The sequence below is a fragment of the Bradyrhizobium sp. AZCC 2176 genome (genome assembly GCF_036924645.1).
Lineage (GTDB): Bacteria > Pseudomonadota > Alphaproteobacteria > Rhizobiales > Xanthobacteraceae > Bradyrhizobium.
Genome location: NZ_JAZHRX010000001.1, coordinates 3,067,110 through 3,082,367, shown reverse-complemented (window position 1 = coordinate 3,082,367; position 15,258 = coordinate 3,067,110). Strand labels below are relative to the sequence as shown.

11 protein-coding genes are annotated in these 15,258 nt (G+C 64.0%); 5 read left to right on the top strand and 6 right to left on the bottom strand.

Annotated elements, in window-relative coordinates; genetic code table 11:
• Positions 1 to 220: 220 nt before the first annotated feature.
• Together hrpB and V1288_RS14230 are read right to left on the bottom strand one after the other, a co-directional pair.
• The gene (gene hrpB / locus V1288_RS14235) at positions 221 to 2,698 is read right to left on the bottom strand and encodes an ATP-dependent helicase HrpB (protein WP_334357629.1); all 2,478 of its coding nucleotides are present in this window, start codon (positions 2,696 to 2,698) and stop codon (positions 221 to 223) included.
• Between the two features lie 129 nt (positions 2,699 to 2,827).
• The gene (locus V1288_RS14230; protein WP_334357628.1) at positions 2,828 to 4,147 is read right to left on the bottom strand and encodes a UDP-glucose dehydrogenase family protein; all 1,320 of its coding nucleotides are present in this window, start codon (positions 4,145 to 4,147) and stop codon (positions 2,828 to 2,830) included.
• 180 nt (positions 4,148 to 4,327) lie between these two features.
• On the opposite strand from V1288_RS14230, the gene V1288_RS14225 reads away from it, so the two are divergent.
• Positions 4,328 to 5,377, top strand: coding sequence for an acyltransferase family protein (locus V1288_RS14225; protein ID WP_334357627.1), 1,050 nt, complete (start codon positions 4,328 to 4,330; stop codon positions 5,375 to 5,377).
• A gap of 172 nt (positions 5,378 to 5,549) precedes the next feature.
• Complete coding sequence (polA, locus tag V1288_RS14220; RefSeq protein WP_334357626.1) at positions 5,550 to 8,600, top strand: DNA polymerase I; 3,051 nt, start codon at positions 5,550 to 5,552, stop codon at positions 8,598 to 8,600.
• A gap of 55 nt (positions 8,601 to 8,655) precedes the next feature.
• Here polA and V1288_RS14215 read toward each other — a convergent pair whose 3' ends face one another.
• Complete coding sequence (locus tag V1288_RS14215; protein WP_334357625.1) at positions 8,656 to 9,282, bottom strand: glutathione S-transferase family protein; 627 nt, start codon at positions 9,280 to 9,282, stop codon at positions 8,656 to 8,658.
• Positions 9,283 to 9,500: 218 nt separating this feature from the next.
• Here V1288_RS14215 and pyrE point away from each other — a divergent pair, with 218 nt between their 5' ends.
• The gene (gene pyrE, locus V1288_RS14210) at positions 9,501 to 10,064 is read left to right on the top strand and encodes an orotate phosphoribosyltransferase (RefSeq protein WP_334357624.1); all 564 of its coding nucleotides are present in this window, start codon (positions 9,501 to 9,503) and stop codon (positions 10,062 to 10,064) included.
• A 138-nt stretch (positions 10,065 to 10,202) separates the two neighbouring features.
• Complete coding sequence (locus V1288_RS14205) at positions 10,203 to 11,009, top strand: DUF2865 domain-containing protein (protein ID WP_334357623.1); 807 nt, start codon at positions 10,203 to 10,205, stop codon at positions 11,007 to 11,009.
• Between the two features lie 25 nt (positions 11,010 to 11,034).
• On the opposite strand, the gene V1288_RS14200 is transcribed toward V1288_RS14205, so the two are convergent.
• The 3 genes from V1288_RS14200 to V1288_RS14190 form a co-directional block, all read right to left on the bottom strand.
• Positions 11,035 to 11,517 (bottom strand): DUF5680 domain-containing protein, encoded by a 483-nt coding sequence (locus tag V1288_RS14200; RefSeq protein ID WP_334357622.1) that lies wholly within the window; start codon positions 11,515 to 11,517, stop codon positions 11,035 to 11,037.
• A gap of 18 nt (positions 11,518 to 11,535) precedes the next feature.
• Complete coding sequence (locus tag V1288_RS14195) at positions 11,536 to 11,967, bottom strand: hypothetical protein (RefSeq protein ID WP_334357621.1); 432 nt, start codon at positions 11,965 to 11,967, stop codon at positions 11,536 to 11,538.
• A 252-nt stretch (positions 11,968 to 12,219) separates the two neighbouring features.
• Positions 12,220 to 12,450, bottom strand: a complete 231-nt coding sequence (locus V1288_RS14190; protein WP_334357620.1) for a hypothetical protein — start codon at positions 12,448 to 12,450, stop codon at positions 12,220 to 12,222.
• A 245-nt stretch (positions 12,451 to 12,695) separates the two neighbouring features.
• Here V1288_RS14190 and V1288_RS14185 point away from each other — a divergent pair, with 245 nt between their 5' ends.
• Positions 12,696 to 15,236 (top strand): glycogen/starch/alpha-glucan phosphorylase, encoded by a 2,541-nt coding sequence (locus V1288_RS14185; RefSeq protein WP_334361310.1) that lies wholly within the window; start codon positions 12,696 to 12,698, stop codon positions 15,234 to 15,236.
• Positions 15,237 to 15,258 lie beyond the last annotated feature (22 nt).

Here is a 15,258-nt window from a genome sequence, read left to right as displayed (position 1 = left end):
GCCACACTCGATTGCCAGACCGCCGATAACACCACGCCAGGGGCCAAGCCGCGACTTACCAGAGGCGGCCGAGGCCGCCATTTTGACGAAAAGGATGAGTGAAGCGTTAACGCGCGGTTGTCATACGCGGGCTTGACCCGCATATCGATCATCTTCGCGAAAACTTTGTTCGGCAGGGATGGATTGCCGGGTCAAGCCCGGCAACGACAGCTTTGAAGCTTCACGTCCCGCGCGGCTTGACGCGCCGCGTCGGCAGCGCGGTAGCCGGGTCTTCCGGCCAGGAGTGGCGGGGGTAGCGGCCGCGCAAGTCGGAGCGCACGGCCGCATAGCTGCCGCGCCAGAAGCCCGGCAAATCGCGCGTCACCTGCACCGGGCGTTGCGCCGGCGACAGCAATTCCAGCACCAGCGGCACCGCGCCCCTGGCGATCGAGGGATGGGTGTTCAGCCCGAACAATTCCTGCAGGCGCACGGCAATGGTCGGGCCCTGCTCGGCTTCGTAGTCGATCGCCAGCATGGTGCCGGTCGGCGCTTCGAAATGCGTCGGCGCTTCGCGCTCCAGCCGAGCGCGCAACTCCCACGGCAACAGCGCCATCAGCGCGTCGGAGAGGTCGCCGGGCGAAAGCTCCTTCAGCGAGGTCTTGTCGTAGAGCGCCGGCGCCAGCCAGTTCTCGCAGTCGGCAGCGAGCGCCGTGTCCGACAAATCAGGCCAGCTATCGCCTTCCGCCTTGCGCAGGAAGGTGACGCGGTCGCGCCATTGCTTCAGGGATTTCGACCACGGCAGCTTGTCGAGCCCGGCGGCAATCAGGCCCGCGGCGAAGATGCGCGCGGTCTCTGCCGAGGGCGACAGCGCCATCGGCGCTTCCGACAGCGTGATCGCATGCAGCGTCCGCTTGCGGCGGGCACGCAGCGCCAGCGCATTGCGATCGAATGAAATCTCTTCGCTATTCTCGATATGATCAACGAAATGCGATTCGATATCGGCCTGTGCGATCGGCGCCGCCAGCAAAATGCGTCCCTGGGCCGCGGTGCCGGTCAGTTCGCCGACCGCGATATAGGGCACGCGCGCCAGCGACGAGGTCTGATCGACGGCAGCGCCTCGTCCATTGGCGAGCACGAAGCTGCCATTGCCGCGGTTGCGCGCGACGCGTTCAGGGAAGGCCAGCGCCAGCATGATCCCGGTGGACGGCGAGGCGTCCTTGCCAGCCGGCCCTTCCGTCGCGGCCACCTGCTGCGCCCAGCGCTGCGCGAGGCTGCGGGCGCTACCGGCGCGGGGCGAACGGTCGCGACGGAACTGGTCGAGCCGGTGATCGAGATCGACGCTGTCGCCGCCGAGGCCGCGCTCGGTCAGGATCGCGGCGATTTCGGCCGCCTCCTCGCCTGTGCCGAGCCGATGCGAATCCACGATCATGCGCGCCAGCCGCGGCGGCAGCGCCAGCGCACGCAGGCTCTTGCCCTCCGCCGTGATCCGGCCATCCAAATCGAGCGCGCCGAGTTCGTTGAGCAGGCTGTTGGCTTCCTTCAGCGCGGGCGCCGGTGGGGGATCGAGAAACGCCAGCGTCGCCGGGTCGCGGACGCCCCATTGCGCGAGATCGAGCACCAGCGAGGAAAGATCGGCGGAAAGAATTTCAGGCTGAGTATAGGCCGCCAGCGAAGCGGTCTGCGGCTCGTCCCACAGCCGATAGCACACGCCGGGCTCGGTGCGGCCGGCGCGGCCGCGGCGCTGATCGATCGCGGCGCGCGAGGCGCGCACCGTCTCCAGCCGGGTCAGGCCAATGTCTGGCTCGTAGCGCGGCACGCGTGCCAGACCGGAATCGACAACGATACGTACGCCTTCTATCGTCAGAGATGTCTCGGCAATCGGGGTCGCCAGCACCACCTTGCGGCTTCCCTTCGGCGCCGGCGCGATGGCGCGGTCCTGCACGGCGGCGTCGAGCGCGCCGAACAGCGGCACGATCTCGACGGTCGCATCATGAACCCGCTCGCTGAGAAAATTCTGCGTGCGGCGGATTTCGGCGGCGCCCGGCAGGAACGCCAGCACCGAGCCGGGATCGGCGCGCAGCGCGACAGCGATCGCATCCGCCATCTGCCGCTCAATGGGCGCATCCACCTTGCGGCCGATATAACGCGTCTCGACCGGAAAGGCGCGGCCTTCGCTCGCCACCACCGGTGCATCGCCGAGCAGCTTGCCGACCCGCGCGCCGTCGAGCGTCGCCGACATCACGAGAATACGCAGATCCTCGCGCAATCCCGTTTGCGCGTCGCGCGCCAGTGCGAGCCCCAGATCGGCGTCGAGCGAGCGCTCGTGAAATTCGTCGAACAGCACGGCGGCGACGCCGTTCAACTCCGGATCATCGAGAATCTGCCGCGTGAAAATTCCCTCGGTGACGACTTCGATCCGCGTCGCGCGCGATATTTTTGAGCCGAAACGGACGCGATAGCCGACGGTCTCGCCGGCACGCTCGCCCAGCGTCCGCGCCATCCGCTCGGCGCTGGCCCGCGCCGCGATCCGCCGCGGCTCCAGCATGATGATCTTCTTGCCCTTCAGCCACGGCGCGCCGAGCAGCGCCAGCGGCACCCGCGTGGTCTTGCCGGCGCCGGGAGGGGCCACCAGCACCGCGACGTTGTGACCCGTCAGCGTGGCGGCGAGTTCGTCGAGTACCACGTCGATCGGGAGGGGCGTATCGAAGCTGCGGGGCAAAGTGTCTCACCAACTCGTCATGCCCGGGCCTGACCCGGGCATCCACGTCTTTCTTCATCGTAGAAAACAAGACGTGGATGGCCGGGACAAGCCCGGCCATGACGGAATTCCTGATCGCACGTCGGCGCGTCACACCTGCGGTTCAGGCGCGCGCCCCACACTCTCATACGTAAACCCGTGCGCGGCCATATCCTCGGGCTGGTAGATGTTGCGCAAGTCCACCACGACCGGCTGCGCCATTTCGGCCCTGAGGCGGGCCAGATCGAGTGCCCGGAACTGAACCCACTCGGTGACAATCACCAGCGCATCGGCGCCGCGCGCGCATTCGTAAGGATCGGCGCAATATTCGATCTCGGGCAGTTCCTTCTTCGCCTGCTCCATGCCGACCGGATCGTGCGCGCGCACTTTCGCGCCCATGTCGAGCAGGCCGGTGACCAGCGGGATCGACGGCGCCTCGCGCATGTCGTCGGTGTCGGGCTTGAAGGTGAGACCGAGCACGGCCACGGTCTTGCCACGCAGATTGCCGCCGGCGGCATTGGAAACCTTGCGCGCCATCGCCCGCTTCCTGATGTCGTTGACGCCGAGCACGGCCTCGACGATCCGCAACTGCACATCATGGTCCTGCGCGATCTTGACCAGCGCGCGGGTATCCTTCGGAAAGCACGAGCCGCCGAAGCCCGGGCCGGCGTGCAGGAATTTCGCGCCGATGCGGTTGTCGAGTCCGATGCCGCGGGCGACCTGCTGGACGTCGGCGCCGACCTTTTCCGACAGGTCGGCGATTTCGTTGATGAAGGTGATCTTGGTGGCGAGGAACGCGTTCGCCGCGTATTTGATCAATTCCGCGGTACGCCGCGCCGTGAACATCAGCGGCGCCTGGTTGAGCGACAGCGGCCGGTAGACGTCACCGAGCACCTTGCGCCCGCGCCCGTCATCGGTACCGACCACGATGCGGTCGGGAAATTTGAAGTCGCGGATCGCAGCGCCCTCGCGCAAAAATTCCGGATTGGACGCGACCACCACGTCGGCCGAGGGATTGGCCTCACGAATCAAGCGCTCAACCTCGTCACCGGTGCCGACCGGCACGGTCGATTTTGTCACCACCACCGTGAAGCCGGATAGTGCCGCGGCGATCTCGCGCGCGGCGCTGTAGACGTAAGTCAGGTCGGCATGGCCGTCGCCGCGCCGCGACGGGGTGCCGACCGCGATGAACACGGCATCGGCTTCCGCGACCGGCGCGGTCAGGTCGGTGGTGAAATCGAGCCGCCTGGCCTTGACGTTGGACGCCACCAGGGCATCGAGGCCGGGTTCGAAAATCGGGATTTCGCCTCTGCGCAGAGCTTCGATCTTGCCGGCATCCTTGTCCACGCAGGTAACCTGGTGGCCGAAATCCGCAAAGCAGGCGCCGGATACCAGTCCCACATAGCCCGTGCCAATCATGGCGATTCGCATGAAAACAATCCGTATTTGATGGTTAACGCCAATCCCGAATTCGCGGGCGTCTTAGAGCATTTTTCAGCAAAGGGGAAACCGGAAAAAGCGCAGAAAGCCGGCATGTCATTTGTATGGATAAAGGAGAAAGCAACGGATCGGGCCGAAGATGTGCCCGCCTCGCGCCGAAAAGGGACACCGATGACTTTAAACGGCACAGCCGTCAGCGAACGTTCCACCCGCATCGACTGGGTGGATTATGCCAAGGGCATCTGCATCGTCATGGTGGTGATGATGCATTCGGTGCTCGGTGTGGAAAAGGTGGCCGGCGAGACCGGTTTCATGCATGCGTTCGTCATGTTCGCGCAGCCGTTCCGGATGCCGGATTTCTTCCTGATTTCAGGCCTTTTTCTCGCTGTCGTGATCGACCGCGACTGGCGCACCTATCTCGACCGCAAGGTCGTGCATTTCGCCTATTTCTACCTGCTGTGGATGACGATCCAGTTCGGCTTCAAAGCGCCGGGCTTCGCTGCCGAGAGCGGCTGGTCTCATGTCGGATTTATGTATCTGGAATCCTTCATCGAGCCGTTCGGCACGTTGTGGTTCATTTATCTGCTGCCGGTATTCTTCGTCGTCACAAAATTGTCATGCGGCGTCCCTTCGCTGGCGATCTGGTTTGCGGCCGCCGCGCTGGAGATGGCGCATGTCAAGACCGACTGGACCGTGATCGACGAATTCTGCGCGCGCTTCGTCTATTTCTATTCCGGCTATCTGTTTGCCTCCTACGTATTCGCGTTGTCGGATCGCTCGCGGGAGAAGCCCGCACTGGCACTGGCCGGACTGGCGCTGTGGGCGCTCGTCAATGGCGGCCTGGTGATCGCGGACTTCAGCCATTGGCCGCTCATCTCGCTGGCGCTCGGGTTCGCCGGCGCCGGCGCCATCATCGTGATGGGCACGCTGCTGGCGCGCATGCAGTGGCTGAACTTCCTGCGTTATTGCGGCGAGCACTCCATCGTCATCTATCTCGCCTTCTTCCTGCCGATGGCGGTGATCCGGACGCTCTTGCTGAAGACCGGCCTGATCGCCGATATCGGCGCGATCTCGCTGATTGTCACCGTTGCCGGCGTCGCGGGCGCAGTGGTGATCTGGCGGCTGGCGCTGGCGTTGCGCGCCGACTTCCTGTTCGAGCGCCCCGCCGCCTTCTGGATCGCACCGAAAAAGGCCGCACCTGTGTTGCAGCCGGCGGAGTAGGTTACGGCAATTCGTCATGCCCGGACTTGATCCGGGCATCCGTCATCCGGGCATCCGTCCCTTTCTTCACAAGAAGGTGGATGGCCGGGTCAAGCCCGGCCATGACAGAGAATCTGTGGTCGATCCACCTCCCGAGGCTGTCAATCCGCGCAAAAATCTCTAAATTTCGGCCATGCCGAAATCAGCCCCCAAAACCGCAGCGAAACCCGTCCCCGCCAAAACCCCTGCCAAGGCGCCAGCCAAAAGTCCTGGCAAGGGCGACCACGTCTTCCTGGTGGACGGTTCCGGCTACATTTTCCGCGCTTATCACGCGCTGCCGCCCCTGAACCGCAGATCCGACGGGCTGCAGGTCAATGCCGTGCTCGGGTTCTGCAACATGCTGTGGAAGCTGTTGCGCGAGATGCCCGAGGATAACCGACCGACACATCTGGCGGTCGTGTTCGACAAATCGGAGATCACGTTCCGCAACAAGCTCTATCCCGATTACAAGGCGCACCGAACAGCGGCGCCGGACGATCTGATCCCGCAATTCGCGCTGATCCGCGAGGCGGTGCGCGCGTTCGACCTGCCCTGCCTGGAACAGGTCGGCTTCGAGGCCGACGATCTGATCGCGACCTATGTCCGCATCGCCTGCGAGCGCGGGGCTACCGCCACCATTGTGTCGTCAGACAAGGATCTGATGCAGCTCGTGACCGATTGCGTCACGATGTACGACACCATGAAGGACCGCCGCATCGGCATTCCCGAAGTGATCGAGAAATTCGGTGTGCCGCCGGAGAAGGTGGTCGAGGTGCAGGCGCTGGCCGGCGATTCCACCGACAATGTGCCCGGCGTGCCCGGCATCGGCGTCAAGACCGCCGCGCAATTGATCATCGAGTATGGCGATCTGGAACAACTGCTGTTCCGCGCCGGCGAGATCAAGCAGCCGAAGCGGCGCGAAGCCCTGATCGAGAACGCCGAGAAGGCGCGGATCTCGCGGCAACTGGTGCTGCTCGACGACAAGGTCGACCTCGAAGTGCCGCTCGACGACCTCGCGGTGCACGAGCCGGACGCGCGCAAGCTGATCGCCTTCCTCAAGGCGATGGAGTTCTCCACCCTCACCCGCCGTGTCGCCGAATATTCGCAGATCGATCCCGCCGATATCGAGCCGGATGCCGGCAACAAGAGCGGCGCCAGTGTTTTCGCGCCTCCGCCCTCGGGCAAGAAGCCGGAAGGCTATGAAGGTGCGACGCTGTTCGACAGCCCACCCGCAGGCAAACCTGGCACCGCGCCGGCCAAAGGCGCCGACAAGCAGGACAAGGCGGCGAGCCCCAAGGGAGCACCGATCTCACTTGCCGCCGCCCGCGCCGAAGCCGCGCGAAAACTGCCTGTCGACCGCAGCAAGTACCAGACCATCCGCAATCTCGACGAACTCAAGGCCTGGGTCGCGCGCGCCTATGACGCGGGCACGTTTGCGATCGACGCCAAGGCGAGTTCGGACGATCCGATGCAGGCCGACATTTGCGGCATCGCGCTGGCGCTGGCGCCGAATGACGCCTGCTACGTTCCCCTCACCCACAAGCAGTCCGGCGGCGGCGCGGGCCTGTTCGACGCCGGTCTCGCGCCGGACCAGATCACAGCCGCCGAGGCGCTGGCTGCGCTGCAGCCGCTGTTGGAATCATCAGGCATTCTCAAGATCGGCTTCGACATCAAGTTCAGCGCGGTGATGCTGGCGCAACATGACATCACCCTGCGCAATATCGACGATGCGCAGTTGATGTCGTATGCGCTCGACGCCGGGCGCAATTCGCATGCGCTGGCCTCGCTGGCCGAACGCTGGTTCGGCCATGCCGTGATCAGCGAAAGCGAGCTCATCGGCAACGGCAAGAACAAGCTGACCTTCGACCAGGTCGCGATCGACAAGGCGACTGCCTATTCGGCCGAAAGCGCCGATGTGATCTTGAGGCTGCATCGCGTGCTGAAGCCGCGGCTCGCCGCAGAGCACATGACCACGGTCTACGAGACCCTTGAGCGGCCGCTGGTCAGCGTGCTGGCGCGGATGGAACGGCGCGGCATTTCGATCGATCGGCAGGTGCTGTCGCGGCTGTCGGGCGAGTTCGCCCAAACCGCGGCGCGCGTCGAAGCCGAGCTGCAGGAGATCGCGGGCGAGCCGATCAATGTCGGCAGCCCCAAGCAGATCGGCGATATCCTATTCGGCAAGATGGGAATACCCGGCGGCACCAAGACCAAGACCGGGGCATGGTCGACCTCGGCGCAGATCCTCGATGAGCTCGCCGAACAGGGCCACGAATTTCCGAAGAAGATTCTGGAATGGCGGCAGGTGTCGAAACTGAAATCGACCTACACCGACGCGCTGCCGGAATATGTCCATCCGCAGACCCACCGCGTGCACACCACCTACGCGCTGGCCGCCACCACCACGGGGCGACTGTCGTCGAACGAGCCGAACCTGCAGAACATTCCTGTGCGTACCGAGGACGGCCGCAAGATCCGTCGTGCCTTCATCGCGACACCCGGTCACAAGCTGGTGTCGGCGGATTACTCGCAAATCGAACTGCGGCTGCTGGCCGAGATCGCCGACATCCCGGTGCTGAAGCAGGCGTTCCGCGACGGGCTCGACATTCACGCCATGACGGCATCCGAAATGTTCGGCGTGCCGATCAAAGACATGCCGGGCGAGGTACGGCGTCGGGCGAAAGCGATCAATTTCGGCATCATCTACGGCATCTCGGCGTTCGGGCTGGCGAACCAGCTCGGCATCGCGCGCGAGGAAGCATCCGCCTACATCAAGAAATATTTCGAGCGCTTTCCCGGCATCCGAGCCTATATGGACGAGACGCGGGATTTCTGCCGCACCAACGGCTACGTCACGACGCTGTTCGGGCGGAAAATGTACTACCCGGACATCAAGGCCTCCAACGCCTCGGTCCGCTCCTTCAACGAGCGCGCGTCGATCAATGCGCGTCTGCAAGGCACCGCCGCCGACATCATCCGCCGTGCCATGATCCGCATGGAAGACGCGCTGGTGGAAAAGAAGCTCTCGGCACAGATGCTCTTGCAAGTTCATGACGAACTGATCTTCGAGGTGCCCGACGAGGAAGTGGCGGCGACGCTGCCGGTGGTGCAGCACGTCATGCAGGACGCGCCATTCCCCGCGGTGGTACTCTCGCTGCCGCTGCAAGTCGATGCGCGGGCCGCGAACAATTGGGACGAGGCGCATTAGCCACGCTGTCATCGCCCGGCCGGGCGACGACAGCAGTGGGTCCGGACCGAGAGTATCAATCCAGCTTCGCTTCCATGCCGCGCTTGGTGGCCGGGCGGGCCATCAGCGCGTTGTACCAGCGCTCGACGTTGGGAAAATCCTTCAGCTCCACCTTGTGGCGCGGGTGGCGCCAGGCCCAGCCGAGGATGGCGAAGTCGGCGACCGACAGGGCGTCGGCGACGAATTCGCGGCCTTTCAGCCGGCGGTCCAGCACGCCGTAGAGACGGCGGGTCTCGGCCATGTAGCGCTTCAGGCCGTAGGCGCGGTCGGTTTCGTTCTCCAGCGCGATGAAATGGTGCACCTGGCCCGGCATCGGGCCGAAGCCGCCCATCTGCCACATCAGCCATTCATAAACCGGGATGCGTTCGGCCAGCGGCTTCGGCAGGAACTTGCCGGTCTTCTCGCCGAGATAGAGCAGGATCGCGCCGGACTCGAAGATGCCGACCGGCTTGCCGCCGGGGCCGTCGGGATCGACGATCGCGGGAATCTTGTTGTTCGGGCTGATCTTGAGGAAATCGGGCGCCATCTGCTCGCCCTTAGTGATGTTCACCGGAACCACCTTGTAGGGCAGTCCCATTTCCTCCAGCGCAACCGAGATCTTGCGGCCGTTCGGCGTGTTCCAGGTGTGCAGTTCGATCGTCATCTACGGTTTCCCCCAAAGAGCAGCTTCGCCGAAGCTTTGACTTCCCGTAGCGCGGAACCAAAGGGCCTTACAACGGGCCTTTCCGAATGCCGTCCCTGCGTTCACCGGGCCGCCCGCGGGACACCGTGCCCTGTTGACGGCACGAGATCGGCGCTGGAATGTCCAGGAAAGCGCCGATAGATTGCGCCCCGCCTGAAACGCCCCTTAGGAAAACCGCCTTGTCCAAATCCGCCTCCCGCGCCCGTCTCGCCGAGATCATCCGCAAGCGTTCGTTCGGGCGCGGCGAGATCACGCTGGCCTCGGGCCGCAAGAGCGACTTCTACTTCAACCTCAAGCCGACCATGCTTGACCCCGAAGGCGCAGCGCTGCTGGCCGAGCTGACCTATGAGGCGCTGAAGGACGACAACCTCGATTTCGTCGGCGGGCTGGAGATGGGCGCAGTGCCACTGGCCGGCGCGATCGCGCAGCTCTCCTGGATCAAGGGGCACCCGATCGCGGCCTTCTTCGTGCGCAAGAAGCCGAAGGAGCACGGCGCCCGCCTCGCGGTGGAGGGGCTCGCCAAGGGCGAGACCTTGCAGGGCAAGCGCATCGTCATCGTCGAGGACGTCACCACGACCGGCGGCTCGGCACTGAAGGCCGTTGAAGCCGTGCGCGACGCCGGCGGCGAGATCGTGCTGGTGTTGACCATGGTCGACCGCGAGGAAGGCGCGACCGAAACGTTCGCGGAAGCCGGCCTGGAGTTTCGTTCGCTGTACAAGGCCAGTGAATTTTTGAAGGGGTGAGGGCGCGCATCCTCTGCACCGCATTTCTTTTCCGCCTTCCCGCCTCTGGTAAAAGCTCATTTACCATCCGCCGTTAAGGTTACCCGAACTGAAGCTGATAGCGCTTCAGCGCGTTTGTTGCGTTGGGTGGAGTTGGCGTTGCGTACAGAGTTGGCTTTTTCGCGCGTGCGGCGCCGCGCGACACTTGTGACCGCCGTCATGCTTGCGGGCTCGCTTGTACTCGCGCCCGGCAGCGTCTCCGCCGAGGGTCTGTTCGATTTCCTGTTCGGCGGCATCCAGAAACAGGCGCGGCAAGCCCCCGCGCAAGCGAACTTCTTCGCCGATCCGTTCGGCACCAATCAACCGGCCCATCCCGCGCCCGCGCCGCGCGTCGCGAGCTCCGGACCTGCCTTCTGCGTGCGAAGCTGCGACGGCAAATATTTTCCGCTGACCATGCGCGGCAATGCCACGCCAGTTCAGACCTGCCAGGCGTTCTGCCCGGCGAGCGTCACCAAGGTGTTTTACGGCAGCCACATCGACAGCGCTGCCGCTGGTAATGGCGAGCGTTATGCCGACAGCGAAAACGCCTATGCCTATCGCAAGGCGCTGCGCGCCGACTGCACCTGCAACGGCAGGAGCCCGTCCGGGCTGGCGCCGGTCGATCTCACGCTCGATACCTCGCTGCGCTCCGGCGATGTCGTCGCCACCACCGACGGCCTGGTGGCTTATACCGGCGTTCGCATAGGGGCCGATCAGACGGCGGAATTCACCCCCGTCGCCGCCTATCCCGGCCTCACGGCGGATGTCCGCGCCCGGCTCGGCGAAATGAAGGTGGCGCCGGTCAGTGCCGAGATGGTCGCGGCCAGCACGCCGCTTCCCGAGGTCAAACGCGACGTCGAACTGCCGACCGCCTCCATACCGAAGACGGTAGCGCCGAAGCCGGCAAAGCGGGCCGAAGTGAATTAGGCGGTCTTGTAGCCCGGCTATGCCGCTACCGGACGGTGCCACCTTGATAACGCAAGTTGTATACCTCCATGCCGGCGCGCGTGATCCGTTCCTCACCGTAGAATTCGGCGAGTTCTCCTTGCGATGCGTTGAGGTAACGAAAACTACCATCATCGAATTGCGAAGGGCCGCGAAACGGGCGGTCGTCTCGAACAGCCAATAGCGCCTGGCGCAGCAAGGCGTAGATCGCGCGAACTTCTTCGCGATCGGTGACTTCGGACGAGACGCCGCCCGCATAGCTCATCGACCAGATCACGTGTTGGCCCGCCTGCACCGTTTCCTGTCCGACGAAGAAGCTCATTCCGAAATAGATGTCGCGGTAGCTCAGATCGCCGGCGCGATATTCAAGTTGCTTTGCGCCGGGAAGAAGCGGCGCCGCAACCGTCGCGTCGTCATCAAGACCGGCATAGGTCCGGCGTTTGGCTTCGACCAGAAATTCGGCAAGACGCGCAAGCGACGTCTGTTTCATGACCCAGCCCTGTGAAATTCACCGTCCGACGATGACGCCGATCACGTTCGGCGCCGACAGATATTTTTCCTCGATCGCCGCACGCGCCGCGGCACGGTTTTCCGGCGTCAGCAGGCCGCGCTTCTCGGCCAGGATCATCCAGCAATAGCCCCACCAGTCGGTCAGCATGCCCTGGTCGTCGACGAGGTCGTAGCCCGCCTGGGCGGCGAAGATTCGCGCCTGCGCTTCATCCAGCGCGTCAAGAAAGGCGTGGTCCTCGACCGAAAACAGCTCGTCGCTGAAATCGTCGGTGGTGTAGCCCCACACCGACATGCAGACCGCATTGAACTCGCGGTCGATCGCGTCGTCGTCGACGAGCTGGCGGTGCGAGGCCTGGTGCAGGCGCGACAGCGAGCGCGCGAAATCGGCGATGCGGGTGAGAGCGAACTGATCGAAGGCGATGGTGGACATGTAGTCCTCGCAAACTCGGATAGACCATAAATGTTGTATCGGCGGTGCGCCGAATCACAATGATATATCAAACACTTGCTAAATTGTTCTTAATTTGTTCTGATGGCGCGACAAATATTTCCTCTCGACGAAAAATCGTCCGCCCTGCACTTCAAGCTGCTGCAAAAAACTTTATCTCTGCTACTTCGGGTTTGCCGAGGACGGCGAAGGCTGGGACGGCACCACGGCATGAACCGTCAGGACCTCGATCCCTCACATCGCCGACAGCAGCTTGTCGCCGCAGTAATTGGCGTAGAACTTTCCGCCGCACTGCCGCTTGATCGCAGCGCAGCGCGCCGCGGGCGAAGCGCCTTGCGCGACGCTGAAGGAACAGCTCAGGCCATCGGCGCTCTTGCCGGCCTTGCCGGCGGCAAAAGCTGCGCTGGTCGCACTGATGCAGATCACAAACAACGCGGCGGCAGCGATCTCGATCGTCAATCTCATGGCAAGCCTCCCGTTCTGGCGGCACGCGTTTTCGTCGCGCGCACTGGCATTCGGTTACTAAACCCCAGCGATGCCTCGGCTTTCGCGCCCAATTATATCACAAAAAGCCGGTCGCCGGTGCCGCGAAATCGGCCCGGTCCTTGCATAAAATCAAGTCAGCGCAGTGCACAACATACTCCGGCATTCTCCGGCGTTTCGATTACCGGACAAGGCGCGTATCTTCGTCGTGAGTCTCAACCGCAGGAATCGACGTATTGCAGGAACAAATCCCAGGAAACTATCCGGCAAACTATCCGACGCTGGATCAGCCGATCGACGAGCTGGCGCTGACCGAAATCAAGGGCGCAATCCTCGCCAAGCTCCGGCTTGCGATCGGCAAGGACGCCGGCATGGCGACACGGCGCGACTGGTACAAGGCCGCGGCGCTGGCGCTGCGCGACCGCATCGTGCACCGCTGGCTGACGGCCGAAAAGGAGAGTTATGACGCCGGCAGCAAGCGGGTCTATTACCTCTCGCTCGAATTCCTGATTGGCCGCCTGTTCACCGACGCGCTGAACAATATGGGACTGCTGCCGGTGTTCGAGGCGGCGCTCGGCGATCTCGGCGTCGGGCTCGACGACCTGCGCAAATGCGAGCCGGATGCGGCGCTCGGCAATGGCGGCTTGGGGCGGCTCGCGGCGTGCTTCATGGAGAGCATGGCGACGCTGGCCATTCCCGCCATCGGCTACGGCATCCGCTATGATTTCGGCCTGTTCCGCCAGATCATCGCGCAAGGCTGGCAGCAGGAATACCCGGACGAATGGCTGAGTTTCGGCAACCCCTGGGAATTCCAGCGGGCTGAAGTGGTCTACCACATCCATTTCGGCGGCTTTGTCGACCATGTCGACGACCGCGGGCGCGACCGCGCGACGTGGCGTCCGGCGGAAACCGTACAGGCCGTCGCCTACGACACGCCGATCGTCGGCTGGCGCGGCCAGCACGTCAACGCGCTGCGGCTATGGTCGGCGCGCTCGCCCGACCCGCTGCGGCTCGACGTCTTCAACACCGGCGATTACCTCGGCGCGGTCGCCGAGGAGGCGCGCGCAGAATCGATCTGCAAATTCCTCTATCCGAATGACGAGAGCTCCGCGGGGCGTGAACTCCGATTGCGGCAGGAATATTTCTTCGTCTCGGCCTCGCTGCAGGACCTGGTCAAGCGCCACCTCGCCTCCGACGGGCAGTTGCGCAACCTCCCCTCCAAGGTCGCGGTGCAGCTCAACGACACCCATCCGAGCCTCGCCGTCACCGAGCTGATGCGCATTCTGGTCGACCTGCACAATTTCCGCTGGGACGAGGCGTGGAAGATCACGGTGGCGACGCTGTCCTACACCAACCATACGCTGCTGCCGGAAGCGCTGGAGACCTGGCCGGTCGAACTGTTCGAGCGGCTGCTGCCGCGGCATCTCGAAATCATCTACCGCATCAACACCGCGCATCTGGCGATGGCCGATCAGCGTTGTCCCGGCGATATCGATTTCCGCGCCTCGGTGTCGCTGATCGACGAGAAGAGCGGCCGGCGGGTGCGGATGGGACAACTCGCTTTCGTCGGCTCGCACCGCATCAACGGCGTCTCGGCGATGCACTCCGACCTGATGAAGGAGACCGTGTTCCACGATCTCAACCATCTCTATCCCGGCCGCATCACCAACAAGACCAACGGCATCACCTTCCGCCGCTGGCTGATGCTCGCCAACCCGAAGCTGACCGGCCTGCTGCGCGAGGTCTGCGGCGAGGCCGTGCTCGACGACTTCTCCCTGTTCGAGCGCCTTGAGGCCCGCGCCAGCGACAACGCGTTCCAGCAGCGTTTTCGCGAGGTCAAGCATCACAACAAGCTGACGCTGGCGCGCCTGATCAACGAGCGGCTCAGCATCAAGATCGATCCGTCGGCGCTGTTCGATATCCAGATCAAGCGCATCCACGAATACAAGCGGCAACTGCTCAACGTCGTGGAGACCGTCGCGCTGTATCAGGCGATCAAGGACGAGCCGCAGCGCGACTGGGTGCCGCGGGTCAAGATCTTTGCCGGCAAGGCGGCGGCGAGCTATCGCTACGCCAAGCTGATCATCAAGCTGATCAACGACGTCGCCGAGATCGTCAACAACGACCCCGATATCGCCGGAAGACTGAAAGTCGTATTCCTCGCCGACTACAATGTCAGCCTCGCCGAGGTGATCATTCCGGCCGCCGATCTTTCCGAGCAGATCTCGACCGCCGGCATGGAAGCCTCCGGCACCGGCAACATGAAGCTGGCGCTCAACGGCGCTTTGACCATCGGCACGCTTGACGGCGCCAATATCGAAATCCGCGACCATGTCGGCGCCGAGAACATCGCGATCTTCGGCATGGAGGCCGGCGACGTCATGGTCCGCCGCAAGCAGGGCCTGGATGCGACTGACGTGATCAGCCGGTCGCCGCGGCTGGCACGGGCGATTACCGCGATCGAGAGCGGCGCGTTCTCGCCCGACGATCCCGCCCGCTTTGCCGCCATGGGCCACGCGCTGCGCTATCTCGACCACTACATGGTCTCGGCCGATTTCGATTCCTACTACGCGGCCCAGCGCGGCATCGACGCCCGCTGGCAGGTGGTACCGGCCTGGACCCGCGCCTCGATCCTCAACGTGGCGCGGATGCCGTGGTTCTCCTCCGACCGCACTATCCGGGAATATGCCGAAGAGATCTGGCACGTGCCGGTGCGCGCGGCCGCGCCGGTGCCGGAAGCGGGCACCCAGCGCGAGGCGACGCGATAAGACGCCAACAGTGGTCATGGCT